The organism is Paracoccus sanguinis (assembly GCF_900106665.1).
GTDB lineage: Bacteria > Pseudomonadota > Alphaproteobacteria > Rhodobacterales > Rhodobacteraceae > Paracoccus > Paracoccus panacisoli.
Genome location: NZ_FNNA01000001.1, coordinates 1,113,836 through 1,140,155, shown reverse-complemented (window position 1 = coordinate 1,140,155; position 26,320 = coordinate 1,113,836). Strand labels below are relative to the sequence as shown.

Below are 26,320 nucleotides of genomic sequence, written 5' to 3'. Positions count from 1 at the left end.
CCATGCTGCGTACTGGTGTTATCGCCAAGAAACTGGGCATGACCCGTCTGTTCCTCGAGGACGGGCGGCAGGTGCCGGTGACCGTGCTGCAACTCGACAACCTCCAGGTCGTCGCGCAGCGCACCAATGAGACCGACGGCTACGTCGCCGTCCAGCTGGGCGCGGGCGAGGCCAAGGCCAAGCGCGTGTCGGCGCCGATGCGCGGCCACTTCGCCAAGGCGAACGTGGCCCCGAAGAAGAAGATCGTCGAGTTCCGCGTCGCCGAGGAAAACCTCATCCCGGTCGGCGAGGAGATCATCGCCGCCCATTACTTTGCCGGTCAGTTCGTGGACATCGCGGGCACCTCGATCGGTAAGGGCTTCGCGGGTGCGATGAAGCGGCACAACTTCGGCGGTCTGCGCGCCTCGCACGGCGTGTCGATCAGCCACCGCTCGCACGGCTCGACCGGCCAGTGCCAAGACCCCGGCAAGGTGTTCAAGGGCAAGAAGATGGCCGGCCACATGGGTGCGGTGCGCGTCACCACCCAGAACCTGCAGGTCGTCAAGACCGACGCCGACCGTGGCCTGATCATGGTCAAGGGTTCGGTGCCGGGCTCGAAGGGCGGCTGGGTCACGATCAAGGACGCGGTGAAGAAGCCGATGTCCGACGCGACCATCTATCCGGCCGCGCTGCGCTCGGCCGAGCGTGAAGCCAAGCGCCTGGCCGAGGAAGCCGCCGCCGCGGCCGCCGCCGAGGAAGAAGCCGCGCGTCTCGCCGCGGCCGAAGCCGAAGCCGCCGCGCAGGAAGCTGCGCTGGCCGAGGCCGCCGCGTCGATCGAGGCCGACAAGGCCGCGGCCGATCCGAACGCCGACGCCGCCCCCGAAGCCCCCGAAGGAGACGAGAGCAAATGAAACTCGACGTGATCTCGCTCGCCTCCGGCAAGGCCGGGGACATCGAGCTGGCCGACGACATCTTCGGCCTCGAGCCGCGGGCGGACATCCTGCACCGCGTGGTCCGCTGGCAGCGCGCCAAGGCGCAGCAGGGCACCCACGCGACGCTGGGCAAGTCCGACGTCAGCTACTCGACCAAGAAGATCTATCGCCAGAAGGGCACGGGCGGCGCTCGCCACGGCTCGCGCAAGGCGCCGATCTTCCGCAAGGGTGGCGTCTACAAGGGCCCGGTTCCGCGCAGCCATGCGTTCGACCTGCCCAAGAAGGTCCGTGCCCTCGGGCTCAAGCACGCGCTGTCGGCGAAAGCCTCGCGCGGGAAGCTGGTGATCCTCGAGAACCTGGATCTCGCCGAAGCCAAGACCTCTGCCGTCGCCAAGGCGCTGGCCGAGAACGGCTGGAAGCGCGTCCTGGTGATCGACGGGGCCGAGGTGAACGAGAACTTCGCCCGCGCCGCCCGCAACCTGGACGGCATCGATGTGCTGCCCTCGATGGGCGCCAACGTCTATGACATCCTCAAGCGCGACACGCTGGTGATCACGCGCGCGGGTGTCGAAGCTCTGGAGGCTCGCCTGAAATGAGCAAGAGTGAAACCAGCGCCAAGCCGGAGCACTATGACGTGATCCGCAAGCCGATCATCACCGAAAAGGCCACGATGGCGGGCGAACTGTCCAACGCCGTGACCTTCGAGGTGGCGAAGTCGGCCAGCAAGCCCGAGATCAAGTCGGCCGTCGAGGCGCTGTTCGGCGTCAAGGTGAAGGCTGTCAACACGACGATCACCAAGGGCAAGGTCAAGCGCTTCCGCGGCCGCCCCGGCGTCCGCTCGGACGTGAAGAAGGCCTATGTGATGCTCGAGGCTGGCAACAGCATCGACGTCAACACCGGCCTCTGATCCCAAGGGGGGCGGTCCCGGCGACGGGCCCGCCCTTCGGCAATTCGACTGAAACGGACCTTTGGTCCAAGGCAAACGGAAGACAGAAACCATGGCACTCAAGTCGTATAAACCGACGACGCCTGGCCAGCGCGGGCTGGTACTGATCGACCGTTCGGAGCTTTGGAAAGGCCGCCCCGTCAAGACCCTGACCGAGGGTCTGACCAAGACGGGTGGCCGGAACAACACCGGGCGCGTCACCATGTGGCACAAGGGCGGCGGGGCCAAGCGGCTCTACCGCATCGTCGATTTCCGCCGCACCAAGTTCGACGTCCCGGCGACCGTCGAGCGGATCGAATACGATCCGAACCGCACCGCCTTCATCGCGCTGGTGAAGTACGAGGACGGCGAGCAGGCCTACATCCTCGCGCCGCAGCGGCTGGCGATCGGTGACCGCGTGGTCGCCTCGCAGAAGGCCGACATCAAGCCGGGCAACGCGATGCCGTTCTCGGGGATGCCGATCGGCACGATCGTCCACAACGTCGAGCTGAAGCCCGGCAAGGGCGGCCAGCTGGCCCGTTCGGCCGGCACCTACGCGCAGTTCGTGGGCCGCGACGGCGGCTACGCGCAGATCCGCCTTTCCTCGGGCGAGCTGCGTCTGGTGCGTCAGGAATGCATGGCGACCATCGGCGCCGTGTCGAACCCCGACCACTCGAACCAGAACCTCGGCAAGGCCGGGCGCAAGCGGCACATGGGCGTTCGCCCGACCGTCCGCGGCGTCGCGATGAACCCGATCGACCACCCGCACGGCGGTGGTGAGGGCCGGACCTCGGGCGGCCGTCATCCGGTGACGCCGTGGGGCAAGCCGACCAAGGGCAAGCGCACCCGTTCCAACAAGTCGACCGACAAGTACATCCTGCGGTCGCGCCACGCCAAGAAGAAGGGGCGTTAATCCATGGCACGTTCTATCTGGAAGGGCCCCTTCGTCGACGCCTACGTCCTGAAGAAGGCGGAAAAGGCGCGCGACTCGGGTCGCTCGGACGTCATCAAGATCTGGTCGCGCCGCTCGACCATCCTGCCGCAGTTCGTCGGCCTGACCTTCGGCGTCTACAACGGCCACAAGCACATCCCGGTCAACGTGTCCGAGGAGATGATCGGCCAGAAGTTCGGTGAGTACTCGCCGACGCGGACCTATTATGGTCACGCCGCCGACAAGAAAGCGAAAAGGAAGTAATCGTCATGGGTAAGGAACAAAATCCGCGCCGCGTGGCGGAGAACGAAGCGATGGCGAAGACCAAGATGCTTCGCACCTCGCCGCAGAAACTGAACCTGGTGGCCGCGATGATCCGCGGCAAGAAGGTGGACAAGGCTCTGGCCGACCTGACCTTCTCGAAGCGCCGCATCGCCGGCGACGTCAAGAAGTGCCTGCAGTCGGCGATCGCCAACGCCGAGAACAACCACAATCTCGACGTGGACAGCCTGATCGTGGCCGAGGCCTGGGTCGGCAAGAACATGGTGATGAAGCGCGGCCGTCCGCGGGCGCGTGGCCGGTTCGGCAAGATCATGAAGCCGTTCTCGGAAATCACCATCACGGTGCGCGAGATCGACGTGGCTGCGGCCGAAGCGGCGAAGAAGGCCGCCAAGACGCAGAAGCGCACGGCCTCGAACCGTCAGGCCGAAGCCACCACCACCCCTGAAGCCGCCGCCGAGGAGCTCGCGTAATGGGTCAGAAGGTCAACCCCATCGGGATGCGTCTGCAGGTCAACCGCACCTGGGACAGCCGCTGGTTCGCGGACAGCAAGGACTATGGTAACCTGCTGCTCGAGGATCTGAAGATCCGCGAGTTCATCCACGAGGAAGCCAAGCAAGCCGGCGTGAGCCGCGTCATCATCGAGCGTCCGCACAAGAAGTGCCGCGTGACGATCCATGCCGCCCGCCCGGGCGTCATCATCGGCCGCAAGGGCGCCGACATCGAGACGCTCAAGAAGAAGCTGGCGAACTTCACCGACTCGGAACTGCACCTCAACATCGTCGAGGTCCGCAAGCCCGAGCTTGACGCCCAGCTGGTGGCCGAGTCGATCGCCCAGCAGCTCGAGCGCCGGGTCTCGTTCCGCCGCGCCATGAAGCGCGCGGTGCAGAACGCGATGCGGATGGGTGCGCTGGGGATCCGCGTGAACGTCGCCGGCCGTCTGGGTGGCGCCGAGATCGCCCGGACCGAGTGGTACCGCGAAGGCCGGGTGCCGCTGCACACGCTGCGCGCCGACATCGACTATGCGCTGTCGGAGGCCTCGACCCCCTACGGGATCATCGGCGTGAAGGTCTGGATCTTCAAGGGCGAGATCATGGAACACGACCCGCAGGCGCGGGACCGCAAGGCCGCCGAGGCCCAGGACGGTCCGTCGCCGCGCGGCCCGCGCCGCGATCGCGACGATCGCCACGCGCGCTAAGGAGACAGGGAAATGCTGCAACCGAAACGGACCAAGTTCCGCAAGCAGTTCAAGGGGCGGATTCATGGCGAGGCCAAGGGCGGCTTCAACCTGAACTTCGGCTCCTATGCACTCAAGGCGACGGAACCCGAGCGCGTCACCGCGCGCCAGATCGAGGCGGCCCGCCGCGCGATCACCCGCCACATGAAGCGTCAGGGCCGGGTCTGGATCCGGATCTTCCCGGACGTTCCGGTCTCGTCCAAGCCGACCGAAGTGCGGATGGGTAAGGGCAAGGGCTCGGTCGACTACTGGGCGGCCCGCGTCCACCCCGGCCGGATCATGTTCGAGATCGACGGCGTCGAGGACGACATCGCCCGCGAGGCCCTGCGCCTCGGCGCGCAGAAGTTGCCGGTCCTGACCCGCATCGTGCACCGCGAAGACTGGTAATCCCGGTCCAAGCAGAGACGACGAGAACCCCGCCGGAGACGGCGGGGTTTTTCGTTGGCGGCGGGGAGTGAGTGGCGGATGGACCCTGTGGTGTCCGACCGATGCGCGGGCTTACCCGATCACCCCGGCAATCCGCAGCCCGTCCAGCAGCATCTCGACCCCCAGCGCGACCTGCAAGACGCCGAACACGGCCCCGAGCACCAGCAGCGGCGCCAAGCCGATGCGCGCCATGAAGGACCGCGCGGCCAGCATCGCGATGAGGTTCATGGCCAGGATCGACGCTGCGACGGCGAAGATCGCCAGCCGCTGCTCGGTCGCCGGATAGCCGAGCGTGTAGAGAATGAGTATGGCCACCGCCACGGGCCGCACCATCCCCGGCACGGCGATCGGCATCACCGCCGGCATCCAGCCGGGCAGCGCCTCGGGCGACGGTGCCGGGGCAGGGGCCGGCGCGCTGCCCGAGAACAGGACACTCCGCATCGCGGTGACGACGAGGATCACCCCCGCCGAGATCACCAGCGCCCCCTGGGAAGTGCCGACCCGCGCCATCGACGACCGGCCGAGGAACACCGCCAGTGCCAGCGCGATCAGCGCCACCGCGAATGCCTGGACCGCGATGCGGCGGCGCGCGGCGGGCGGCCGGTCCCGCGTCTGCGCATCGAAGCTGACGATGACGCCGAACGGCCCCATCGACATGAAGAGCAGGAGCGCCAGTTGCGACAGTGGGAGGTCGGTCATCGCGGGAGTCTCCGCTGCGGCTGGGATCTCGATACCATCGGCGCGAGCGGGTGAGCAACGGTGGGTGCCATGGGCGGAGCCGGAGGACGCTTAGGGTGGGAGGGAGCGGACGTTGCTGAGGATCTCAGGCGGGGGGGACCGGTTGGAGGCCCTCGCGGCGGCTGACGTTCGACAGTGAGGGGGCAGCGTTCGGCGCCCGGCGGAGCTGCCGACTTGCGTTGGCCTAGCGCGGCCGTGCAAAAGGCGCCGCTGACGATCCCGCGGCGCAGATGCCGATGCAGGGCAGCGACGAAAAAAGGGCGGCCCTTGCGGCCCGCCCTTGTCCCCGTCGCCAGACAGCCGGTCAGCCGACCAGCGGCTTGTCGTTCTGCGCGTGGCGCACGGCCAACTTGCGGCCCAGCCGCCCCGAGGCCAGCACCCGCGCCGGCTCGGGCAGCGCGTCCTCGGCCAGCTCGGGGAACAGCGCGAGGATTTCCTCGCGCGCCTGCGGGCTCAACGTCTTCAGCGCCTCGGGGCCGGTATAGAGGCTCTCGCTTTCGGCGCCGTTGGTATAGACGATCTCGTGCCGGTCGAAGATGAAGTGGACATAGACCACCTCGTCCAGATCATCGGCAATGTCGATGCCGTCGATCTGCAGGAGCTGCTTGGCTGCCACGAGCACCTCGTCGGTGCCGAACATCCGCTGCGCGATGGCCGAGCGGACGAGCATCCGGTGCTGCGGGCTGACCAGCAGATCGGCTTCCGGCAGGTTGTCCCCCAGAGCGCCGGCGCGGATGCGGACCGGCGCGAGGCGGCTGCCCGCCCGCAGCGCGCGCCGGGTCGAGTTGATCCAGCGCACCGGCTGGGCGCCATTGTCGCGGGTCATGACCAGGTCGCCGACCTCGAGGGTCTCGACAGTCACATTACCCATGGGGGTGCGGATGAGGGTACCGGCGACGAAGCAGATGGACGATGAGGGGATGAACGTCATCGGACCCATGTAGATATTGCGATTCCGCCGCTGCCGCTATGCGTCAGCGTCAGGCTATCTACAGGCCCCGCGAAGGAGACGATGGCCGACGACGCGGAAACGTTGGAAAATGCACTGGTGCCAGTGATGGTGGCAACCGTGTGGTCGGCGTTGTATGTAACAGAGTACGTCTTCGGGCTCGACTCCGTCACGTTGACCCTCACCGGATTTCCGTCCGCATCCACCGCGCTGATGGTCACGACATCAGTATAGCCGTTCTGTTTGATCGACTTGTCGATCCCGTACAGCGTAAACCGCAGCGACTCAGCGGTGTTTACCGTCCCGGCATTGGCCGGGTCGTCGTTAAATGTGAAAGTCGTTCTGGTGGGCGTACTGCCTGTAGCGTGCGACAAGAAGGTCCGTCCGGTCAGGCCGGTGTCCGTCGCACCACCAGTGGTCGACCCGATATAGCTGGTGCCACTCGTCGGAGTCGTCGTGATGACGATCCTGGTCTCGCCGGAATCCACCGAGGTGCCGCTCGCAATCCGGCCGTTCGTGTTCGTAACGCTATCCCAGTTTAACGTCTCGGGCGGATAAGTCGTCGCCATTTCTCTTCTCCTATCGCGCCGCCCCCAGGCGGCCGTTACAGACAGGGATGCCGCTTGAGCGGCGTCCGGAACGCTGCCGCTGGGCCGCGGCAACGAGAGAGGGGATCAGGAGAATGTCAAAGGGTTGGCGCAAGACGCAGCGTCGTGACCTCGGTGACAGACTCGGGGATGCCCCAAATCGAAAGGTCCGCGCGACTCGATGGTCGATGCGCGAAACTGAGACAGTCATACCGCAACCGGGTGCAAAAGGAAACCCTGGCGCCGTCATTTGATAATTCGCCCGCCAGACCGGCTTGCCTCAACCCGCACCCCAAGTCCCACCGCCCACAACAGGGTTGCGCCAACCAGCGTTTGCGCGTATGGGACGGCCTTCATCTCGAACTCCACCGGGAATCAGGGTCTCCCTGCGCGACAGGGGCCCTCCGGTGATGTTGAAAGGACAACGGCATGAAAGCCGCGGAACTGAAAGACAAGACGCCCGAGCAGCTGCGTGAGCAGCTGGTCGCGCTCAAGAAGGAAGCCTTCAACCTGCGCTTCCAGCAGGCCACCGGCCAGATGGAATCGACCGCGCGGATGCGCGCCGTCCGCCGTGACGTCGCCCGCATCAAGACCGTCATGAACCAGAAGGCCGCTGCCGCGGCCGCCGCGAACTAAGGGGGCCGGGATCATGCCGAAGCGCATCCTTCAGGGCAAAGTCACCAGCGACAAGAACGAACAGACCGTCACGGTTCTGGTCGAGCGCCGCTTCAAGCACCCGCTGCTGCACAAGACCGTGCGTTCGTCCAAGAAGTACCGGGCGCACGACGAGAACAACCAGTTCAAGGTCGGGGACACCGTCCGCATCATCGAATGCGCGCCGATCTCGAAGACCAAGCGCTGGACTGTCCTCGTGGACGATACCGCCGGCGCCGAAGCCGCGCGGGCCTGACGCCATCCCGGCGGGCCGCCCCGATCCGATCGGGCGGCCCGCTGACATATCGAAACCCTGGGGCCGGGACTGCAACCGGTCCCCAAAGGTCGGGAGCATATCATGATCCAGATGCAGACCAATCTGGATGTCGCTGACAACTCCGGCGCACGCCGGGTGCAGTGCATCAAGGTTCTGGGCGGATCGCACCGGCGCTATGCGTCGGTCGGCGACATCATCGTCGTCTCCGTCAAGGAAGCCATTCCGCGCGGCCGCGTGAAGAAGGGCGACGTCCGCAAGGCCGTCGTCGTGCGCACCGCCAAGGAAGTGAAGCGCGAGGATGGCACGTCCATCCGCTTCGACCAGAACGCCGCCGTCATCCTGAACAACCAGGGCGAGCCCGTGGGCACCCGGATCTTCGGCCCGGTCGTGCGCGAGCTGCGTGCGAAGAACTTCATGAAGATCATCTCGCTTGCGCCGGAGGTGCTGTGATGGCCGCCAAGCTCAAGAAGGGTGATACCGTCGTCGTCCTGACCGGCAAGGACAAGGGCAAGACGGGCGAGATCACCGCCGTGTTCCCGAAAGAGAACAAGGCCACCGTCGACGGCGTGAACATCGCGCTGCGCCACACCCGGCAGTCGCAGACCAGCCAGGGCGGCCGCGTGCCGAAAAACATGCCGATCGATCTCTCGAACCTGGCCCTGACCGACAAGAACGGCAAGGCGACCCGGGTCGGCTTCCGCATGGAAGACGGCAAGAAGGTCCGTTTTGCCAAGACCACGGGGGACGTGATCTGATGCTGGACGACGCGAAATACACGCCCCGCCTCAAGGCGGTCTATCAGGACCAGATCCGGGCCGCGCTCAAGGAAGAGTTCGGCTACAAGAACGACATGCAGATCCCGCGTCTGGACAAGATCGTCCTGAACATGGGCATCGGCGAGGCCGTCAAGGACACCAAGAAGGTCAAGCAGGGCGCCGACGAACTGTCGCTGATCGCCGGGCAGAAGGCCGTCATCACCAAGGCCAAGAAGTCGATCGCCGGCTTCCGGGTCCGTGAAGAGATGCCGCTGGGTGCCAAGGTCACGCTGCGTGGCGACCGGATGTACGAATTCCTCGACCGGCTCATCAACATCGCGCTGCCGCGCGTCCGCGACTTCCGCGGCGTCAAGGGCACGGCGTTCGACGGCCGCGGCAACTATGCCATGGGCCTGAAAGAGCACATCGTTTTCCCGGAAATCAACTTCGACAAGGTCGATGAGGTTCTGGGGATGGACATCATCATCGCGACCACGGCGAACACCGACGCCGAGGCGAAGGCGCTGTTGAAGCACTTCAACATGCCCTTCAACAGCTGATCGCGCGAGGAACCTGATATGGCCAAGAAATCCATGATCGAACGTCAGAAGAAGCGCGAGCGGATGGTGGCGAAATACGCCGCCAAGCGCGCGGCTCTGAACGACGTCATCAACGACCAGTCCAAGCCGATGGAAGAGCGGTTCAAGGCGACGCTGAAGCTTGCCGAACTGCCGCGCAACTCGTCGGCCACCCGGCTGAACAACCGCTGCGAGCTGACCGGGCGTCCGCGCGCCTATTACCGCAAGCTGAAACTGTCGCGGATCATGCTGCGCGAGCTGGGCTCGTTCGGCCAGATCCCCGGCATGGTGAAATCGAGCTGGTAAGGGGGCACTCATGTCGATGAACGATCCGCTCGGCGATATGCTGACCCGCATCCGCAACGCGCAAATGCGCGGCAAATCCACCGTCCGCACCCCGTCGAGCAAGCTGCGCGCCTGGGTTCTGGACGTCCTCAAGGCCGAGGGCTACATCCGCGGCTACGAGGCGGTGACGACCGACGCCGGTCACGCCGAACTGGAAATCTCGCTCAAGTACTTCGAAGGCGCTCCGGTGATCCGCGAGCTGGCCCGGGTCTCGAAGCCCGGCCGCCGCGTCTATGCCGGCGCCCGTGAGCTGCCCTCGGTCCGCAACGGCCTGGGCGTCTCCATCGTCTCGACGCCGAAAGGCGTGATGTCGGACGCAGCGGCTCGCAACGCCAATGTCGGCGGCGAAGTCCTCTGCACCGTGTTCTAAGGAGGGCATGATGTCTCGTATTGGCAAGAAGCCGGTCGAACTGCCCTCGGGCGTCACGGCCGAGATCAAGGGCCAGACCATCTCGGTCAAGGGTCCGAAGGGCACCCGGTCATTCACCGCGACCGACGACGTGGATCTGGTGCTGGACAACGGCGCCGTCACCGTCAAGCCGCGCGGCATGTCGAAGCGCGCCCGCCAGCAGTGGGGGATGTCGCGGTCGATGGTCGCGAACCTCGTCACCGGCGTCACCGAGGGTTTCAAGCGCGAGCTGGAAATCCAGGGCGTCGGCTACCGCGCCTCGATGCAGGGCAAGACGCTGAAGCTCGCGCTCGGCTACTCGCACGACGTGAACTTCGAGGCGCCCGAGGGCGTGACGGTCAACGCTCCCAAGCAGACCGAGATCGTCGTCGAGGGCATCGACCAGCAAGCCGTCGGCCAGACCGCCGCGAACATCCGCGAGTGGAAGAAACCCGAGCCCTACAAGGGCAAGGGCATCCGCTACAAGGGTGAGCAGGTCTTCCGCAAGGAAGGCAAGAAGAAGTAAGGATCACGCACATGGCACTGAACAAACGAGAGCTGTTCCAGAAGCGCCGTCTGCGCGTCCGGAACAAACTGCGCGAGATGGCGAATGGCCGTCCGCGCCTGTCCGTCCATCGTTCGTCCAAGAACATCAGCGTCCAGCTGATCGACGATGCGAACGGGGTGACGCTGGCCTCGGCCTCGACCCTCGAGAAGGATCTGGGCGTCGTCGGCAAGAACAACGTCGAGGCGGCTGCCAAGATCGGTTCGGCGATTGCCGAGCGCGCCAAGGCCAAGGGTGTCGAAGAGGTCGTGTTCGACCGCGGCGGTTTCCTGTTCCACGGCAAGATCAAGGCTCTGGCCGACGCGGCGCGCGAAGGCGGGCTGAAGTTCTGATGATGCGGGCGGCGGGTTCTCTGCCGCCCCGATGATCCGGGGGCTGCCCCTGAGCGGGCCGCCCACCTGGATCGGATCCAACGGGCGCGGACACGCGCCGGATGAAAAGGAATGCCGCATGGCAGAACGTGAACAGCGCCGTGACCGCCGCGACGACCGTCGCCGCGACGAGCGCGAGGAAACCCCGGAATTCGCCGACCGCCTGGTGGCGATCAACCGCGTGTCCAAGACCGTGAAGGGCGGCAAGCGCTTCGGCTTTGCCGCGCTCGTGGTGGTCGGTGACCAGCGCGGCCGCGTCGGCTTCGGCAAGGGCAAGGCCAAGGAAGTGCCCGAGGCGATCCGCAAGGCGACCGAGCAGGCCAAGCGCGGCCTGATCCGCGTCCCGCTGCGCGACGGCCGCACCCTGCACCACGACATCGAGGGCCGCCACGGCGCCGGCAAGGTCGTGATGCGGACCGCCGTTCCGGGGACCGGGATCATCGCCGGTGGCCCGATGCGCGCCGTCTTCGAGATGCTGGGCGTGCAGGACGTCGTGGCCAAGTCGCTGGGGTCGCAGAACCCCTACAACATGATCCGCGCGACCATCGACGGCCTCAAGGCCGAGGCTTCGCCGCGTTCGGTCGCCTCGCGCCGCGGCAAGAAGGTCGCCGAGATCCTGCCGGCCCACGACCACAAGCCGGAATCGCAGAAGGGCACGGACGCGACCGTGACCTCGGCGCAGATGCAGGAGGCCTGATCCCATGGCAACCATCGTCGTCAAGCAGATCGGCTCGCCGATCCGCCGGCCCAAGGAACAGCGCGCGACGCTGAAGGGGCTCGGTCTGAACAAGATGCACCGCACCCGCGAACTCGAGGACACCCCCTCGGTCCGCGGCATGGTCAACGCGATCCCGCACCTGGTGCAGATCGTCGAAGAGAAGAACTGATCCCCTCGGGATCGACGAACGAAGGGCCGGGGCAACCCGGCCCTTTTTTCATGTCCGCGCGCCGGGGGCACCGGGGCAGGGCGCCTGCATCGGCCATCCTGCCTTGCAGATCACCCGTCCACACCCGCCGCTCGCGGCCATGTGTCTGTCCGGCAAGGGGAAAGGCGGAACCGGGGGCCGGCGATCGTGGTTGCCGGGGCATGAAGCCTGCAACCTAGGAGCCTGCCATGCGCCTTCCCCTGATCCTCGCCGCTGTCGGTGGCACGACGCTGCTCGCCGCCTGCCAGCCGATGCCGCCCTCGACCACCGTCGTCGTCACCCCGCCCGCGAACGAGTGCATCGCCGACCGCTTCCAGCAGTTCGTGGGCCAGAAGTCGCCCGCCATCACCGTGCCCGCTGGCACCGTCGTGCGCCACTACCGCACCGGCGACCCCGTCACGATGGACCTGAACCCGTCGCGGCTGAACTTCGAATACGACCGCACCGGCAAGCTGGTGAAGGTCACCTGCGGCTGACACCCCCCCCCTCGGAAACGAGAAACGCCCCGGATCGCTCCGGGGCGTTTAGCATTGCGCGGGGGCCTGTCGCTCAGGCGCGCTCGGGCTGCTTGACGTAGCGCAGGTAGGGCAGCTTGCGGTCCACCTTGCCGAACTTCGCCTCGGCCTGCTCGTCCGACAGCGACAGCGCGGCGATGACGTCCTGCCCCGGCACCCAGTTGGCGGGGGTGGCGATCGGCACGCCGTCGGTCGCCTGCACCGCGTCCAGCGCGCGCAGGATCTCGGCGAAGTTGCGGCCCACCGACATCGGATAGGTCATCATCAGCCGCACCTTCTTGTCCGGCCCGATGATATAGACGGTCCGCACCGTCGCGCTGTCCGCGGCCGTGCGCCCGTCGGGCATGTAGGCGTCCGCCGGCAGCATGTCATAGAGCTTGGCGACCTTGAGGCTGGTGTCGTCCACGATGGCAAAGTTGGCCGGGGTGCCGGCGAACGCCTCGATGTCGCGCTTCCACTTGCGGTGCTCGTCGGCGCTGTCGACCGACACGCCCAGCACCTTCACGCCGCGCTTCTCCCACTCGGGGGCGAGTTGCGCCACGGCACCGAACTCGGTCGTGCAGACGGGGGTGAAGTCCTTCGGGTGGCTGAAGATGATGGCGTAGTTGTCGCCCATCCACTCGTGGAAGCTGATCTCGCCGTCCGAGGTATCGGCGGTGAAGTCCGGGGCGGTATCGTTGATGCGCAGGGCCATGACATGCTCCTTTGGCTGCCGGTCAGGCGAAAACATAGAGGTGCCGGCGCGGAATGCCACCCCCGGCCGCGGCATGGCCGCCCTGTGCCGCGCCGGCGATCCGCCCGCCGGCCCGGTCGGATCGTCGGCCGTGCCGGCCTTGCAGAGCCTTGCCGCCGGTGCGACCCTGCCCCCGACAGTTCACACCGACCAACGACATGAGGGGGAGCGCGCTGATGGCCGATCTCGCGGACAAGCGGAAATTCTACATCGACGGCGCCTGGGTGGCGCCCGCCACGCCGAACGACCTCGAGGTGATCGACCCGACGACCGAAGAGCCGGTGGCGGTGATCTCGGTCGGCGCGCAGGCCGACACCGACCGCGCCGTGGCCGCCGCCAAGGCGGCCTTTCCGGGCTGGTCCGCGACCCCGCCCGCCGAGCGGCTGAAATACGTCGAGAAGATCCTCGAGATCTACAAGCGCCGCAACGACGACATCGCCGCCGCGATGACGACCGAGATGGGCGCCCCGACCGACATGTCGAAAGAGGACCAGGCCGGGTCCGGCTCGTTCCACATCGAGACCTTCATCGACAGCTTCAGGGACTTCGAGTTCATCCGCCCGCTGGGCGACCACGCCCCCACCAGCATGGTCGCGTGGGAGCCGATCGGCGTCGTCGGCCTGATCACCCCGTGGAACTGGCCGATGAACCAGGTCACGCTCAAGGTGATCCCGGCGATCCTTGCGGGCAACACGGTCGTGCTGAAGCCGTCCGAGATCGCGCCGCTCTCGTCGATGGTGTTCGCCGAGGTGATCGACGAGGCCGGCCTGCCCAAGGGCGTGTTCAACCTCGTGAACGGCGACGGGGCAGGGGTCGGCACACAGCTGTCCACCCACCCGGATGTCGAGATGATCTCGTTCACCGGCTCGACCCGCGCCGGCATCGCCATCACCAAGGCCGCCGCCGACACGGTGAAGAAGGTCGCGCTGGAACTGGGCGGGAAGGGCGCGAACCTCGTCTTTGCCGACGCCGACGACAAGGCGGTGGTGCGCGGCATCCGGCACGTGTTCTACAACTCGGGCCAGTCCTGCAACGCCCCGACCCGGATGCTGGTCGAGCGTGGCGCCTATGAGAAGGCGGTCGAGACGGCGAAGAAGGTGGCCGAGGAAACCACGGTCGGGAGCGCCCACGACGGCGGCAAGCACATCGGCCCGGTCGTCAGCAAGCAGCAGTGGGACAAGATCCAGGACCTGATCCAGAAGGGCATCGACGAGGGCGCGCGCCTCGTGGCCGGCGGCACCGGCCTGCCCGAGGGCGTGAACCGCGGCTACTACGTCCGCCCCACGGTCTTCGCCGACGTGACCAACGACATGACCATCGCCCGGCAAGAGATCTTCGGCCCGGTCGTGGCCCTGATCCCTTTCGAGTCCGAGGAAGAGGCCGTCAGGATCGCCAACGACACGATCTACGGGCTGACCAACTACGTCCAGACCCAGGACGGCGCGCGCCGCAACCGGCTCGCCCGGCAGCTGCGCTCGGGCATGGTCGAGATGAACGGCGTCAGCCGCGGCCGCGGCTCGGCCTTCGGCGGGGTCAAGGCCTCGGGCCGGGCCCGCGAGGGCGGCGTCTGGGGGCTCGAGGAGTTCATGGACTCCAAGCAGATCTCGGGCTGGGACAAGGACGCGTGAGCCTGAGCGCAGTCACCCCTGCCAGACGGACCAGCCGCCCCCGACGGGGCGGCTGACCCCATGCCTGCGCCCGTCCCCGCGGGTCCGGCGCAGGCCGCCCCGGTCCTGCCGCCGCCCGCCATCAGCACGGCGGGCGTGCTGTGGATGCTCGGCAGCCTCACCTCGTTCATCGGCATGGCGGTCGCCTCGCGGCAGCTCTCCACGGCGATGCCGATCGTCCAGATCCTCGTGCTGCGCTCGCTCGTCGGGCTGGCGGTGGCGGCGCTGCTCGCCCCGCGGCTCTGGCCCGAGCTGCGCCGGCACCGCGACTTTCCCCTGCACCTCGCCCGCAACATCGTCCATTTCGCGGCCCAGTACGCCTGGACGCTGGGCGTAGCGCTTCTGCCGCTGGCGCAGGTCTTCGCGCTCGAGTTCACCATGCCGATCTGGGTCGCGCTCTTCGCCTGGGCCGCGCTGGGGGAGCGGGTGACCCGCATCCGCATCGCCGCCATCGCGGTCAGCTTTCTGGGGGTGCTGATCGTGCTCAGGCCCGGCGCGGCGATGATCAACCCGGCGGCGCTGCTCGTGCTCGCCTCGGCGGCGGGCTATGGCGCCTCGGCGGTGTTCGTCAAGCGGTTGACGCGCAGCGCGTCGCCCGCAGTGATCGTGGTGTGGATGGTGCTGCTGCAACTGCCGATGGGACTGGCGCTGCTCGCCCTGACCGGCGGCTGGGTGGCGCCGCGGCCTGCAGACCTGCCGTGGATCGCGGTTGTCGGGCTGACCGCCCTCAGCGCGCATTACACCATGGCACAGGCGTTGCGGGTGATGGACGCCTCGATCGCCATCCCCATCGACTTCCTGCGGGTGCCGCTGATCGCGGTGATCGGCTGGCTCGCCTATGCCGAGCCGATCAGCGCCGCCGTGCTCTTCGGGGCGGTGGTGATCTTCGCCGCCAACTTCACCGCCATGCGGGCCGAGGCGCTCGCCCGGCGCCGCGCCCGCGCGACGGGCTAGATCACCAGCACCGCCACCACGGCCACGGCGAGCATCCCCACGGTCAGCAGCCGGAACACCGTCGGGTTCGCGGTCGCCCCGGCGCGGCGCAGGTTGGCCAGCGCCGCGACGGTGGCGACGAGGATCGCCGCCGCCTTCCAGAGCGCCGCGGGATCAGCGCCCATCGGCGTCCGTCGGCCCGGCGACCGTCTGCCCGGCGGCCGCGTTCGCCGCGCCCTCGGCGGCCAGCGCCGCCTGCTCGGCCTGCAACTCGGCCATCGCCTCGTCCCACAGCACGTCGCCATGCGCCTCGCGCAGCGTGGCCTTGACCACCTTGCCGGTCGCGCCCAGCGGCAGCGTCTCGACGAACACCACCCGGTCGGGCTTTTGCCAGCGCGGCACCTTGCCGTCATACCAGGCCAGCAGCTCGGCCTCGGTCAGGTCCGACTGCGGGCGCTTCTGGCAGCAGATCACCGGGCGCTCGTCCCATTTCGGGTGCCGCGCGGCGATGGCGGCGGCGTTGGCGACCTTGGGGTGCGAGACGGCGATGTTCTCCAGATCGACGGTCGAGATCCACTCGCCCCCCGACTTGATGATGTCCTTGGACCGGTCGCGGATCACCATGTAGCCATCCGGGTCGATGGTGGCGATGTCGCCGGTGTCGAACCAGCCGTCCCAGGTCAGCGCGGGCTTCTCGTGCCCGAAGTAGCTGTCGATGATCCAGTGGCCGCGGATCTGCAGCTCGCCCTCGGTCTGGCCGTCGGACGGCAGGACGAGGCCGTCGGCGCCGACGATCCTCAGCTCGACGCCGTAGGGCGGCCGCCCCTGGCCGTTGCCGATCCGGTCCTGCTCGGCCTCGGGCAGGGCGCCGTGCTTGGCCAGCGGCGCGTTGAGCGTGCCGAGCGGGCTCGTCTCGCTCATCCCCCAGGCGTGGATCAGCTCGACCCCGTAGCGGTCGCGGAATGCCGCCCGCATCGACGGTGGCAGCGCCGAGCCGCCCACCACGGTGCGCTTGAGCGTCACCGGCTTCAGCCCCGAGGTGTCGAGCGCGTTCAGCAGCCCCAGCCAGATCGTCGGCACCCCGGCGGCCATCGTCACGCCCTCGTCGACGATCAGATGCGCAAGGCTGTCGCCGTCGAGCCGCGGCCCCGGCAGCACCAGCCGCGCCCCCACCGCCGCGGCGGCATAGGGGATGCCCCAGGCGTTGACGTGGAACATCGGCACCACCGGCATCACCGAATCCGCCGCGCCGATCGCCAGCCCGTCGGTGTTGTTCACGGCGAGCCCGTGCAGCAGCGTCGAGCGGTGGGTGTAGAGCACGCCCTTGGGGTTGCCCGTCGTCCCCGAGGTATAGCAGAGCGACGAGGGCGTGGTCTCGTCCAGATCGGGCCAGGGCGCGTTCGGGTCGCCCTCGGCCAGCAGCTCGTCGTGGAACAGAAGCCCGGGGATCGCGGCCGCGGCCTCCTCGTCCCGGCCGCCGAGCAGCACGATGCCGCGCAGCGTGGTGAGCTGGTCCCTGAGCTTGGCGATCAGCGGCACGAAGGTCTTTTCGATGAACAGCATCCGGTCGCCGGCGTGGTTCACGATATAGGCCATCTGCTCGGGCGAGAGGCGCGGGTTCACCGTGTGGCAGACCATCCCCATGCCGGGGACGCCGAAGTAGAGCTCGAGGTGCCGGCGGTTGTTCCAGGCGAGCGTCCCGATGCGGTCGCCCTTCTCCATCCCCCGCGCGATCAGCGCCGAGCCGATGCGATGGGCGTTGGCGCCGACCTCGCCCCAGGTGGTGTGCTCGAACCCGCCCTCGGTCAGGGCGGACACGATCTCGGTCCCGGCGTGATAGCGCGCGGCATGGTCGATCAGCGACCCGATCGACAGCGATTGGTGCATCATGCGGCCCAGAAGCATGGCGCCGTCCCTCCCTCATCCGTGTGGTGGGCCATCTTGCGCGCCGCCGGCGGGGCCGCAAGGGCCATGACGTTGCGGCATCAAGGCGCAGCGGGGCAGGCTGGCCGGCGCGCCCGCGCCGCGGGGATTTCTGGTATGCCAGATTGCACCCCGCCCCGCGCTGGCCTATCGTCGCGGGCGACGAGATGCTGGCGAGGAGTCCCGATGAAACTGTTGCGCTATGGCCCCGCGGGGTCCGAGAAACCCGGACTGCTGGACGCCGAGGGCCGGGTCCGCGACCTCAGCGGCCACGTCGCCGACATCGCCAACGACGCGCTGCTGCCCGAGGGGCTGGCGCGCCTTGCCGCGCTCGACCCCGCCAGCCTGCCGCTGGTCGAGGGCGCCCCGCAGGACGGGCTGCGCCTCGGCCCCTGCGTGGGCGAGGTCCGCAAGTTCATCGCCATCGGCCTCAACTACGCCGACCACGCCGCCGAGTCGGGGATGCCGGTCCCGTCCGAGCCGGTGGTGTTCAACAAGTGGACGAGCTGCATCGTCGGCCCCGACGACGACATCCGCATCCCCCACGGCTCGACCAAGACCGACTGGGAGGTCGAGCTGGGCGTCGTCATCGGCAAGCCCGCCGCCTGTGTCACGCGCGAGGCCGCCCTCGACCACGTGGCCGGCTATTGCGTCGTCAACGACGTGAGCGAGCGGGAATGGCAGCTTGAGCGCACCGCGACCTGGGACAAGGGCAAGGGCTTCGACACCTTCGGCCCCATCGGCCCGTGGCTGGTGACCGCCGACGAGGTGCCGGACCCGCAGGCGCTGTCGATGTGGCTCGAGGTGGACGGCAAGCGCTACCAGGACGGCTCGACCCGGACGATGGTGTTCGGGGTGGCCGAGCTGGTCGCCTATTGCTCGACCTTCATGACGCTGATGTCCGGCGACGTGATCACCACCGGCACGCCCCCCGGCGTCGGCATGGGGCAGAACCCCAAGGTGTTCCTGAAGGGCGGCGAGGTGATGCGGCTGGGGATCGAGGGGCTGGGCACCCAGACCCAGCGCGTCGTCGCCTGACCGGCCGTCTCGCCTGCCTGCGCGCGAGGCTGCGCGCGGGCGGGCTCGCGGTTCGCGCGAGAGTGACCCGCGCTGAGGGGTTGCCGCTCGGGTCGCAAGCCCAACCTCACAATTGAACGCCGCGCCCGGACAGGCGCGGCATCGGCGTGGGCACGCGAACGCTGCGCCGCGCGGGATGCGTTCGCGTCCGGCTGGCTAACCCATGCCCGGCGCGGAGGCTCGGTAGCCTCTCCGCATGAGAGGGACGTATACATTGTTCCCCGGCGCAATCGCGCCTCCGACCCCCAATCCCCGACACTGAAACCGCTTGCGCCAAGCCCGGCCCCGTGCCTAGCATGGCCGCACTGGATACCTTGGGAGGGGTGTGCATGGCGTCCGTGACCATCGACGATGTCCGCAAGTCCTATGGCGCGGTCGAAGTCCTGCACGGGGTCAATGTGGACATTGAAGAGGGGCAGTTCGTCGTCCTCGTCGGCCCGTCGGGTTGCGGCAAGTCCACGCTGCTCAGGATGCTCGCCGGGCTCGAGCACATCACCTCGGGGCGGATCCTGATCGGTGACCGGGTTGTGAACGACCTGCCGCCCAAGGATCGCGACATCGCGATGGTGTTCCAGAACTACGCGCTCTACCCGCACCTGACCGTGGCCGAGAACATGGGCTTCTCGCTCAAGCTCGCGGGACAGAGCCGGGCGCGCATCGCCGAGCAGGTACGGCCGGCGGCCGAGATCCTCGGGCTTGCGCATCTGCTCGACCGCTATCCGCGGATGCTCTCGGGCGGGCAGCGCCAGCGCGTGGCGATGGGGCGCGCCATCGTCCGCAACCCGCAGGTGTTCCTGTTCGACGAGCCGCTGTCGAACCTCGACGCCAAGCTGCGGGTGACGATGCGGACCGAGATCAAGAACCTGCACCAGCGGCTCAGGACCACGACCGTCTATGTCACCCACGACCAGATCGAGGCCATGACCATGGCCGACAAGATCGTGGTCATGCACGACGGCCGGGTGGAACAGGTCGGCGCGCCGCTCGAACTGTACGACCGGCCGGCGAACCTGTTCGTGGCGGGGTTCATCGGCTCTCCGGCGATGAGCATGGTCAAGGGGCGGCTGGCCGAGGACGGCCAGTTCCTGGCCGCCGACGGCACCCGGCTGCCGGTCGGCGACACCGGCCGGGCGCGGACCGGGCAGCCGCTCGTCTATGGCGTCCGCCCCGAGGCGATGCGGCTGGGCGGGACGATCCCGCTGGCCGTCGAGGTGACCGAGCCGACCGGGGCGGAAACCTATGTCGTCGGCACCCTGGGCGGGACCGAGATCACCGGCGTCTTCCGCGACCGCGTGGCGGTGCCGCCGGGCGGCGTCCTCGACATCGGCATCGACCCGGGCGCGGTGCATCTGTTCGACGAGGGGACCGGCCAGCGCCTGACGGCATAGACGACCGGCCGCCCGCGCCGGGGAGGGCGCGGGACGGACCAAGCACCAGGCGGCAGCGACCGCCGACTGTAGGGGAGGAACCACCACCATGACCATCGACCGCAGAACCCTGCTGCGCGGCTCGGCCGCGATGGCGGCGGCCGGGGCGCTGATCGGGCCGTTCGGCGCCCGCAGCGCCGCGGCCCAGGCCGCAGCCCCCGCGGGCGGCGCCGCCCCGGCCGCGGGCGCAGCCCCCGCCGCGACCTTCACCCCCGAGGCCGGCGCGAGCCTGCGCCTGCTGCGCTGGGTGCCCTTCGTCAAGGGCGAGGAAGAGGCTTGGAACGCCAACACCAAGGCCTTCACCGACGCGACCGGCGTGCAGGTCACCATCGACCAGGAAAGCTGGGAGGACGTGCGCCCCAAGGCCGCCGTCGCCGCCAACGTCGGCTCGGGCCCCGACATGGTGATGAGCTGGTTCGACGACCCCTTCCAGTATCCCGACAAGCTGGTCGACGTGACCGACCTCTGCACCATGCTGGGTGAGCGGCACGGCGGCTGGTACGACGGGCTCGCCGCCTATGGCCAGCAGGACGGCAAGTGGATCTCGACCCCGCTCTGCGCCATCGGCAACGCCATCTGCTACCGCGATAGCCACGTGAAGGCCGCGGGCTTCGACGAATTCCCCAAGGACACCGAGGGGTTCCTCAAGCTCTGCGAGGCGCTGAAGGTCAAGGGGACGCCTGCGGGCTTCCCGCACGGCAAGGCGGTGGGCGACGGCAACAACTATGCCCACTGGCTGCTCTGGTCGCACGGCGGGCAGGCCGTCAACGAGGCGGGCGAGGTCACCATCAACTCGCCCGAGACGCTGGCCGCCATCGACTATGCCCGCAAGATGTACGCGACCTTCATCCCCGGCACGGAAAGCTGGCTCGACATCAACAACAACCGCGCGTTCCTCGCGGACGAGGTGTCGCTGACGGCGAACGGGGTGTCGCTCTACTACGCGGCGATGAAGGACCCGGCGCTGAAGCCGATCGCGGACGACATCCGCACCACCAACATGCCGATCGGCCCGGTCGGGAAGTCGGTCGAGCTGGCCCAGACCTCGACCGTCTCGATCTTCAACCACTGCAAGTATCCGAACGCGGCCAAGGCCTATCTCGAGTTCATGTTCCGCTCGGACAACTTCAACCGCTGGCTCGAGGGCGCCTCGGCCTATTGCTGCCAGCCGCTCAAGGAGTTCGCGTCGAACCCGGTCTGGACCTCGAATCCGATCCACACGCCCTATTCCAAGGCCTCCGAGTCGCTGCGGGTGAACGGCTACGCCGGGCCGCTGGGGCCGGCGTCGGCGGGGGCGATGGCGGATTACGTGCTGGTGGACATGTTCGCCGAGGCGGTCACCGGCCAGCGCTCGCCCGAAGAGGCGATCGCCAACGCCGAGCGTCGGCTGGCCCGCTACTACCGCTGACCAATCGACGGGGGCTGGCGGGTGACCGCCGGCCCCCTCTGACGCCCGCCGTCACGCCCGCCACCGCCCGCACCCCTTGCCGCGAGAGGCCGCGCCATGCCGACCCACCCCGCAGACGCCCCGCCCCGCAAGGGCCTGTTCGGCCGCATCGCCGAAAGCCGGAACTGGCTGGGCTTCCTCTTCATGCTGCCGGCGGCGGCGTTCCTGATCTTCTTCCTGACCTATCCACTGGGACTGGGCGTCTGGCTGGGCTTCACCGACACCAAGATCGGGCGGCCGGGCAGCTTCGTCGGGCTCGAGAACTATCAGTGGCTCTTCGATGACCCGGTGTTCTGGCTCGCGGTGTTCAACACGCTGTTCTACACCGTCTTCGCCTCGGTGGCGAAGTTCGCGCTGGGCCTGTGGCTCGCGCTGCTGTTGAACCGGCACCTGCCGTTCAAGAACTTCTTCCGGGCGATCATCCTGCTGCCCTGGGTGGTGCCGACGGTGCTGTCGGCGATGGCCTTCTGGTGGATCTTCGATTCGCAGTTCTCGATCCTGTCGTGGATCGGGATGCAGCTCGGGCTGATCGACCGGCCGATCAACTTCCTCGGCGATCCGTGGAACGCCCGCTGGTCGGTCATCGCCGCCAACATCTGGCGCGGCATCCCGTTCGTGGCGATCTCGCTGCTGGCGGGTCTGCAGACCATCCCGCAGTCGCTGAACGAGGCCGCCGCCATCGACGGCGCGACGCCCTGGCAGCGGTTCCGGCACGTCACGCTGCCGCTGCTGACGCCGATCATCGCCGTGGTGATGACCTTCTCGGTGCTGTTCACCTTCACCGACTTCCAGCTCATCTACGTGCTGACCCGCGGCGGGCCGGTGAACGCCACGCACCTCATGGCCACGCTCAGCTTCCAGCGCGCCATCCCCGGCGGGCAATTGGGCGAGGGCGCGGCCATCGCGGTGGCGATGATCCCCTTCCTTCTGGCCGCGATCCTGTTCAGCTTCTTCGGCCTCCAGCGCCGCAAATGGCAGCAAGGGAACGACTGAGATGGCGCAAGAGGACAACGCCACCGGGCTCGAGCAGTACGAATCCCCCGCCCGCCGCATCCTCGTGGTGTGGCTGCCGCTGGCGGTGTTCGTGTTCGTGCTGCTGTTCCCGTTCTACTGGATGGCGATCACGGCGGTGAAGCCGGACAACCAGCTCACCGACTACCGGAACTACAGCCCGTTCTGGGTGGTGGGCCCGACGCTCGACCACATGCGCTACCTGCTGTTCGAGACGACCTATCCGCGCTGGATGTGGAACACGGTGATCGTGTCGGTGGCCTCGACGGCGATCTCGCTCGTGGCGTCGGTGCTGGCCGCCTATGCGATCGAGCGGCTGCGGTTCCGCGGCTCGCGCGTCACCGGGCTGATGATCTTCCTCGCCTATCTCGTGCCGCCGTCGATCCTGTTCATCCCGCTGGCGTTCATCGTCTTTCAGGTCGGCATCTTCGATTCGCGCCTTGCGCTGATCCTCACCTATCCGACCTTCCTGATCCCGTTCTGCACCTGGCTGCTGATGGGGTATTTCCGCTCGATCCCCTATGAGCTCGAGGAATCCGCGCTGGTCGACGGGGCGAGCCGCTGGCAGATCCTGACCAAGGTGGTGCTGCCGCTGGCTGTGCCGGGGCTGATCTCGGCCGGCATCTTCGCCTTCACGCTGAGCTGGAACGAGTTCATCTATGCGCTTACCTTCATCTCGTCGTCCGAGAACAAGACCGTGCCGGTGGGGGTGCTGACCGAACTCGTGCGCGGCGACATCTACGAATGGGGGGCGCTGATGTCGGGGGCGTTACTCGGCTCGCTTCCGGTGGTGATCCTCTATTCGTTCTTCGTGGACTACTACGTCTCGTCCATGACCGGGGCCGTGAAGGAGTGAGGCGGCTCACGGTCCTGGCGCTGGGCGAGGCGATGGTCGAGCTGTCCGCGAGCCCCGACCCCGCGCTCTGGCACCTCGGCTTTGCCGGCGACACGCTGAACACCGCCTGGTACCTGCGGCGGCTGCTGCCCGAAGGGCAGGCGGTGGGCTATCTGACCCGCGTGGGCACGGGCGGGTTCTCGACCCGGCTGCGGGATTTCATCGCCGCGGCGGGGATCGTGACCGACCACATCGCCACCGATCCCGCGCGCGAGGTCGGGCTTTACGCCATCGACCTCACCGACGGCGAGCGCAGCTTCACCTATTGGCGCAGCGCCTCGGCCGCGCGCGGGCTGGCCGACGACGCGGGCGCGCTGGACCGGGCATTTGCCGAGGCCGCCACGCTCTACCTCTCGGGCATCACCGTGGCGATCTTGCCGCCCGCGGGCCGCGACCGGCTGGCGGTGGCGCTGGCCCGCGCGTCCGAGGGCGGCGCGCGGGTCGTCTTCGACCCCAACCTGCGGCCCCGGCTGTGGGAGGATGCGGCGACGATGCGCGCCCAGATCACCCGCTTCGCCGGGCTTTCGGACCTGATCCTGCCCAGCTTCGACGACGAGGCGGCGCAGTTCGGGGACGAGGGCCCCCCGGCCACCATCGCCCGCTACCTCGACGCGGGCGCAGGCGCGGTGGTGGTCAAGGCCGCCGGCGCGCCGGTCCATTACGGCGGGGCCGACGGCGCGGGCGTGGTGGCGGACCTGCCGCGCGCCACGCCGGTGGACAGCACCGCCGCGGGCGACAGCTTCAACGCGGGCTACCTCGCCGCGGCGCTGCAGGGTCAGCCGCCGGAGGCCGCGATCCGCGCCGGCCACGCCCTCGCCCTCAGGGTCATCGCCCACCGCGGCGCGCTGGTGCCGATCTAGCGCGGGGTGCCCGCCCGCCGCGCCCGGCTGATGCCCAGCTGCCGCTCGCGCCAGATGATCGCCACGCCGGCGGCGATGATCACCGCAGCCCCCAGCAGCATCCGGGCCGAGGCGCCCTCGCCGAACACGAACCACCCGATCGCCAGCGCCATCAGCATCGAGGCATAGTCGAAGGGCGCCACCAGCGAGGCATCCGCATAGCGATAAGCCGAGGTCAGCATGATCTGCGCCGCCCCGCCCATGATCCCGCAACCGACCAGCAGCGCCGCGGTCCGCGCGTCCGGCACCACCCAGCCGAAGGGCAGGGTGACGAGCGACAGCACCGTGGCGGTGACCGAGAACCAGAACACCACCGCCGCGGTCCGCTCGGTCGCCACCATCTTCGAGATGAAGATCTGCGCCAGCGCCCCGAACGCCGCCCCGGTCAGGGTCAGCATCGCACCGAGCGACTCGGCCATCGTGACCGACCCGGCGCCGACCGACAGCCGCGGCGACAGCACGATCAGCACGCCCACGAGCCCCATCGCCACCATCGACAGCCGGAAGCCGCGCACCGGCTCGGCCAGAAACATCCCGGCAAAGATCACCGTGAGCAGCGGCATGGCGTATCCGAGCGCCGTCGCCTCGGGGAAGGGCAGGAGCCCCAGCCCCGCGAAGCTCGTCCCCATGGCGATCGAGCCCACGATGCCGCGATAGGCGTGCGCCATCGGGTCGCGGGTCTTGAGGCCGGTCGCGAGCTCGCCCCGCCACGCCAGCCAGGCGAGGATCACCGGAATGGCGAAGAGCGAGCGGAAGAACACCTGCTCGCCCGCGGGCACGGTCGCGGCGGTGGCCTTGAGCACCGCGCCCATGACGGTGAAGATCATCACGCTGCCCAGCTTGAGCGCGATGCCCGTGAGCGGGCTCACGACAGCCGCCCCACGGCCCAGCGGGCGGCGTCGGCCACGGCCGGGTCGGCGTCCTCGCACAGCCCCTGCGCCACCGGCCTGAGCGCCGGGATGCCGCTGTTGCCGATGGCATAGAGCGCGTTCCGCACCAGCCGGTCCCGGCCGATCCGCTTGACCGGCGTGCCCGCGAACCGCGCCCGGAACCCGGCGTCGTCCAGCCCCGCCAGCTCGGCCAGTGCCGGCGCCCGGTGCGGCCCGTGATAGCGCAGGTCGGCGGCCGCAACCGCGAACTTGTTCCACGGGCAGATGGCCAGGCAGTCGTCGCAGCCGAACACCCGGTTGCCCATCCGCGCCCGCAGCTCAGGGTCCACCGGCCCGCGATGCTCGATGGTCAGATACGAGATGCACCGCCGCGCATCGAGCTGGAACGGCGCCGGAAACGCCCCCGTCGGGCAGATGTCGAGACACGCCCGGCAGGACCCGCAATGCTCGCCCTCGGGCGCATCGGCGGGCAGCTCAAGCGTGGTGAAGATCGCGCCGAGGAAGAACCAGTTGCCAAGATCCCGGCTCAGCAGGTTGGTGTGCTTGCCCTGCCAGCCGAGCCCCGCGGCCTGCGCCAGCGGCTTTTCCATCACCGGGGCGGTGTCGACGAACACCTTGATCTCGCCCCCGAAGCGCTCGATCATCCAGCGCCCCAGCCGCTTCAGGCGCGGCTTGACGATGTCGTGGTAATCCTTGCCCTGCGCATAGACGCTGATCGCGCCGCGGTCGCGCCGGCCGAGGTCGTCCAGCGGATCATGGCCCGGCGCATAGCTCTCGGCCAGCATCACCACCGAACGCGCCTCGGGCCACAGCGCCGCCGGATCGCCGCGCCAGAGGGCGCGCTCCTCCAGCCAGCCCATCTGCCCGTGCCGCCCGGCGTCGAGAAATGCCGCAAGCCGCCCCGCCGCCTGCGGGATCGCGTCGGGTGTGGTCACGCCCACCGCCGAAAACCCCTCGTCCCGCGCGCGGTCAAGGATCAGCGTCTTCCTTGCGAAAATATCCCGGGGGGAGTCCGCCGCAGGCGGGCGGGGGGCAGCGCCCCCCGGGCCCCCGCGCGAGGG

Annotated in this window: 35 protein-coding genes and 1 pseudogene; 28 read left to right on the top strand and 8 right to left on the bottom strand. The window is 68.4% G+C overall.

From position 1 onward, the window contains the following. Positions 1 to 2: 2 nt before the first annotated feature. From rplC to rplP, 8 genes and pseudogenes are all read left to right on the top strand, one after another. Complete coding sequence (gene rplC / locus BLW17_RS05550; RefSeq protein ID WP_036704921.1) at positions 3 to 890, top strand: 50S ribosomal protein L3; 888 nt, start codon at positions 3 to 5, stop codon at positions 888 to 890. Next, positions 887 to 1,507, top strand: a complete 621-nt coding sequence (rplD, locus tag BLW17_RS05545) for a 50S ribosomal protein L4 (protein ID WP_036704919.1) — start codon at positions 887 to 889, stop codon at positions 1,505 to 1,507. Before rplC ends, rplD begins: the two co-directional genes overlap by 4 nt. After that, complete coding sequence (locus BLW17_RS05540) at positions 1,504 to 1,818, top strand: 50S ribosomal protein L23 (protein WP_036704918.1); 315 nt, start codon at positions 1,504 to 1,506, stop codon at positions 1,816 to 1,818. Before rplD ends, BLW17_RS05540 begins: the two co-directional genes overlap by 4 nt. A 91-nt stretch (positions 1,819 to 1,909) precedes the next feature. Beyond that, positions 1,910 to 2,749: a 50S ribosomal protein L2 gene (gene rplB / locus BLW17_RS05535; protein WP_036704916.1), complete on the top strand. Its 840-nt coding sequence runs from the start codon at positions 1,910 to 1,912 to the stop codon at positions 2,747 to 2,749. A gap of 3 nt (positions 2,750 to 2,752) precedes the next feature. Continuing rightward, positions 2,753 to 3,031: a 30S ribosomal protein S19 gene (gene rpsS, locus BLW17_RS05530; protein ID WP_036704913.1), complete on the top strand. Its 279-nt coding sequence runs from the start codon at positions 2,753 to 2,755 to the stop codon at positions 3,029 to 3,031. A gap of 5 nt (positions 3,032 to 3,036) precedes the next feature. Then, positions 3,037 to 3,414 (top strand): annotated as a pseudogene (gene rplV, locus BLW17_RS05525) (50S ribosomal protein L22); the annotation flags it as partial. Positions 3,415 to 3,518: 104 nt separating this feature from the next. Next, entirely contained in the window at positions 3,519 to 4,244 is a 726-nt protein-coding gene (gene rpsC, locus BLW17_RS05520; RefSeq protein WP_036704909.1) for a 30S ribosomal protein S3, read from the top strand. 12 nt (positions 4,245 to 4,256) lie between these two features. Next, a complete protein-coding gene (gene rplP / locus BLW17_RS05515; RefSeq protein WP_036704908.1) occupies positions 4,257 to 4,670 on the top strand; it encodes a 50S ribosomal protein L16 in 414 nt (137 codons plus the stop codon). Positions 4,671 to 4,781: 111 nt separating this feature from the next. On the opposite strand, the gene BLW17_RS05510 is transcribed toward rplP, so the two are convergent. The 3 genes from BLW17_RS05510 to BLW17_RS17685 form a co-directional block, all read right to left on the bottom strand. After that, positions 4,782 to 5,408, bottom strand: coding sequence for a MarC family protein (locus BLW17_RS05510; RefSeq protein WP_036732056.1), 627 nt, complete (start codon positions 5,406 to 5,408; stop codon positions 4,782 to 4,784). A 343-nt stretch (positions 5,409 to 5,751) separates the two neighbouring features. After that, entirely contained in the window at positions 5,752 to 6,378 is a 627-nt protein-coding gene (locus BLW17_RS05505; RefSeq protein ID WP_036732053.1) for a Hint domain-containing protein, read from the bottom strand. Further along, on the bottom strand, positions 6,375 to 6,965 hold the full coding sequence (locus BLW17_RS17685; protein ID WP_139305915.1) for a hypothetical protein: 591 nt from the start codon (positions 6,963 to 6,965) through the stop codon (positions 6,375 to 6,377). The genes BLW17_RS05505 and BLW17_RS17685 overlap by 4 nt, the downstream gene beginning before the upstream one ends. 447 nt (positions 6,966 to 7,412) lie before the next feature. On the opposite strand from BLW17_RS17685, the gene rpmC reads away from it, so the two are divergent. The 12 genes from rpmC (at position 7,413) to BLW17_RS05445 (ending at position 12,318) form a co-directional block, all read left to right on the top strand. Beyond that, positions 7,413 to 7,619 (top strand): 50S ribosomal protein L29, encoded by a 207-nt coding sequence (gene rpmC / locus BLW17_RS05500; RefSeq protein WP_036703728.1) that lies wholly within the window; start codon positions 7,413 to 7,415, stop codon positions 7,617 to 7,619. A 13-nt stretch (positions 7,620 to 7,632) separates the two neighbouring features. Then, positions 7,633 to 7,893, top strand: a complete 261-nt coding sequence (gene rpsQ, locus BLW17_RS05495; RefSeq protein WP_036732051.1) for a 30S ribosomal protein S17 — start codon at positions 7,633 to 7,635, stop codon at positions 7,891 to 7,893. 102 nt (positions 7,894 to 7,995) lie between these two features. Continuing rightward, complete coding sequence (rplN, locus tag BLW17_RS05490; protein ID WP_036703723.1) at positions 7,996 to 8,364, top strand: 50S ribosomal protein L14; 369 nt, start codon at positions 7,996 to 7,998, stop codon at positions 8,362 to 8,364. Beyond that, the gene (gene rplX / locus BLW17_RS05485; protein WP_036703722.1) at positions 8,364 to 8,669 is read left to right on the top strand and encodes a 50S ribosomal protein L24; all 306 of its coding nucleotides are present in this window, start codon (positions 8,364 to 8,366) and stop codon (positions 8,667 to 8,669) included. The genes rplN and rplX overlap by 1 nt, the downstream gene beginning before the upstream one ends. After that, on the top strand, positions 8,669 to 9,229 hold the full coding sequence (rplE, locus tag BLW17_RS05480; protein ID WP_036703721.1) for a 50S ribosomal protein L5: 561 nt from the start codon (positions 8,669 to 8,671) through the stop codon (positions 9,227 to 9,229). The genes rplX and rplE overlap by 1 nt, the downstream gene beginning before the upstream one ends. An 18-nt stretch (positions 9,230 to 9,247) precedes the next feature. Then, positions 9,248 to 9,553: a 30S ribosomal protein S14 gene (rpsN, locus tag BLW17_RS05475; RefSeq protein ID WP_036703720.1), complete on the top strand. Its 306-nt coding sequence runs from the start codon at positions 9,248 to 9,250 to the stop codon at positions 9,551 to 9,553. A gap of 10 nt (positions 9,554 to 9,563) precedes the next feature. Continuing rightward, a complete protein-coding gene (gene rpsH, locus BLW17_RS05470; protein ID WP_036703719.1) occupies positions 9,564 to 9,962 on the top strand; it encodes a 30S ribosomal protein S8 in 399 nt (132 codons plus the stop codon). 10 nt (positions 9,963 to 9,972) lie between these two features. Continuing rightward, positions 9,973 to 10,506 (top strand): 50S ribosomal protein L6, encoded by a 534-nt coding sequence (gene rplF, locus BLW17_RS05465; RefSeq protein WP_036703718.1) that lies wholly within the window; start codon positions 9,973 to 9,975, stop codon positions 10,504 to 10,506. A gap of 11 nt (positions 10,507 to 10,517) precedes the next feature. Then, positions 10,518 to 10,877, top strand: coding sequence for a 50S ribosomal protein L18 (gene rplR, locus BLW17_RS05460; protein WP_036707527.1), 360 nt, complete (start codon positions 10,518 to 10,520; stop codon positions 10,875 to 10,877). 118 nt (positions 10,878 to 10,995) lie between these two features. Beyond that, the gene (rpsE, locus tag BLW17_RS05455; protein WP_036707525.1) at positions 10,996 to 11,613 is read left to right on the top strand and encodes a 30S ribosomal protein S5; all 618 of its coding nucleotides are present in this window, start codon (positions 10,996 to 10,998) and stop codon (positions 11,611 to 11,613) included. A 4-nt stretch (positions 11,614 to 11,617) separates the two neighbouring features. Further along, positions 11,618 to 11,803 (top strand): 50S ribosomal protein L30, encoded by a 186-nt coding sequence (gene rpmD, locus BLW17_RS05450; protein WP_036707523.1) that lies wholly within the window; start codon positions 11,618 to 11,620, stop codon positions 11,801 to 11,803. A gap of 227 nt (positions 11,804 to 12,030) precedes the next feature. Then, the gene (locus BLW17_RS05445) at positions 12,031 to 12,318 is read left to right on the top strand and encodes an I78 family peptidase inhibitor (protein WP_036707521.1); all 288 of its coding nucleotides are present in this window, start codon (positions 12,031 to 12,033) and stop codon (positions 12,316 to 12,318) included. A 73-nt stretch (positions 12,319 to 12,391) separates the two neighbouring features. Here the strand turns inward: BLW17_RS05445 and BLW17_RS05440 are convergent, their stop codons facing one another. After that, positions 12,392 to 13,051 (bottom strand): peroxiredoxin, encoded by a 660-nt coding sequence (locus tag BLW17_RS05440; RefSeq protein ID WP_036707519.1) that lies wholly within the window; start codon positions 13,049 to 13,051, stop codon positions 12,392 to 12,394. A 215-nt stretch (positions 13,052 to 13,266) separates the two neighbouring features. Here BLW17_RS05440 and BLW17_RS05435 point away from each other — a divergent pair, with 215 nt between their 5' ends. Both BLW17_RS05435 and BLW17_RS05430 read left to right on the top strand, forming a co-directional pair. Then, positions 13,267 to 14,718, top strand: coding sequence for an aldehyde dehydrogenase family protein (locus BLW17_RS05435; protein WP_036732048.1), 1,452 nt, complete (start codon positions 13,267 to 13,269; stop codon positions 14,716 to 14,718). Positions 14,719 to 14,778: 60 nt separating this feature from the next. Continuing rightward, a complete protein-coding gene (locus tag BLW17_RS05430) occupies positions 14,779 to 15,711 on the top strand; it encodes a DMT family transporter (protein ID WP_197055257.1) in 933 nt (310 codons plus the stop codon). Here the strand turns inward: BLW17_RS05430 and BLW17_RS18070 are convergent. Then, entirely contained in the window at positions 15,708 to 15,875 is a 168-nt protein-coding gene (locus tag BLW17_RS18070) for a hypothetical protein (protein WP_156113502.1), read from the bottom strand. The two genes, BLW17_RS05430 and BLW17_RS18070, sit on opposite strands and share 4 nt — an antisense overlap. Continuing rightward, the gene (locus BLW17_RS05425) at positions 15,865 to 17,595 is read right to left on the bottom strand and encodes a long-chain fatty acid--CoA ligase (RefSeq protein ID WP_074826182.1); all 1,731 of its coding nucleotides are present in this window, start codon (positions 17,593 to 17,595) and stop codon (positions 15,865 to 15,867) included. Before BLW17_RS05425 ends, BLW17_RS18070 begins: the two co-directional genes overlap by 11 nt. Before the next feature lie 204 nt (positions 17,596 to 17,799). Here BLW17_RS05425 and BLW17_RS05420 point away from each other — a divergent pair, with 204 nt between their 5' ends. The 6 genes from BLW17_RS05420 to BLW17_RS05395 all read left to right on the top strand — a co-directional run bounded on the left by BLW17_RS05420 (position 17,800) and on the right by BLW17_RS05395 (position 24,330). Then, positions 17,800 to 18,651, top strand: a complete 852-nt coding sequence (locus BLW17_RS05420; protein WP_036732046.1) for an ureidoglycolate lyase — start codon at positions 17,800 to 17,802, stop codon at positions 18,649 to 18,651. 368 nt (positions 18,652 to 19,019) lie between these two features. Further along, complete coding sequence (locus BLW17_RS05415; RefSeq protein ID WP_036732045.1) at positions 19,020 to 20,078, top strand: ABC transporter ATP-binding protein; 1,059 nt, start codon at positions 19,020 to 19,022, stop codon at positions 20,076 to 20,078. 88 nt (positions 20,079 to 20,166) lie between these two features. Beyond that, the gene (locus tag BLW17_RS05410) at positions 20,167 to 21,525 is read left to right on the top strand and encodes an ABC transporter substrate-binding protein (RefSeq protein ID WP_036732043.1); all 1,359 of its coding nucleotides are present in this window, start codon (positions 20,167 to 20,169) and stop codon (positions 21,523 to 21,525) included. A 96-nt stretch (positions 21,526 to 21,621) separates the two neighbouring features. Continuing rightward, positions 21,622 to 22,557: a carbohydrate ABC transporter permease gene (locus tag BLW17_RS05405; RefSeq protein WP_074826178.1), complete on the top strand. Its 936-nt coding sequence runs from the start codon at positions 21,622 to 21,624 to the stop codon at positions 22,555 to 22,557. A 1-nt stretch (position 22,558) separates the two neighbouring features. Then, positions 22,559 to 23,431: a carbohydrate ABC transporter permease gene (locus BLW17_RS05400; protein WP_036712577.1), complete on the top strand. Its 873-nt coding sequence runs from the start codon at positions 22,559 to 22,561 to the stop codon at positions 23,429 to 23,431. After that, positions 23,428 to 24,330 (top strand): sugar kinase, encoded by a 903-nt coding sequence (locus BLW17_RS05395; RefSeq protein ID WP_231572850.1) that lies wholly within the window; start codon positions 23,428 to 23,430, stop codon positions 24,328 to 24,330. Before BLW17_RS05400 ends, BLW17_RS05395 begins: the two co-directional genes overlap by 4 nt. Here the strand turns inward: BLW17_RS05395 and BLW17_RS05390 are convergent. Both BLW17_RS05390 and queG read right to left on the bottom strand, forming a co-directional pair. Continuing rightward, a complete protein-coding gene (locus BLW17_RS05390) occupies positions 24,327 to 25,238 on the bottom strand; it encodes a DMT family transporter (RefSeq protein ID WP_052176653.1) in 912 nt (303 codons plus the stop codon). The genes BLW17_RS05395 and BLW17_RS05390 overlap by 4 nt on opposite strands. Further along, positions 25,235 to 26,239, bottom strand: a complete 1,005-nt coding sequence (queG, locus tag BLW17_RS05385; RefSeq protein ID WP_231572852.1) for a tRNA epoxyqueuosine(34) reductase QueG — start codon at positions 26,237 to 26,239, stop codon at positions 25,235 to 25,237. The genes BLW17_RS05390 and queG overlap by 4 nt, the downstream gene beginning before the upstream one ends. Positions 26,240 to 26,320 lie beyond the last annotated feature (81 nt).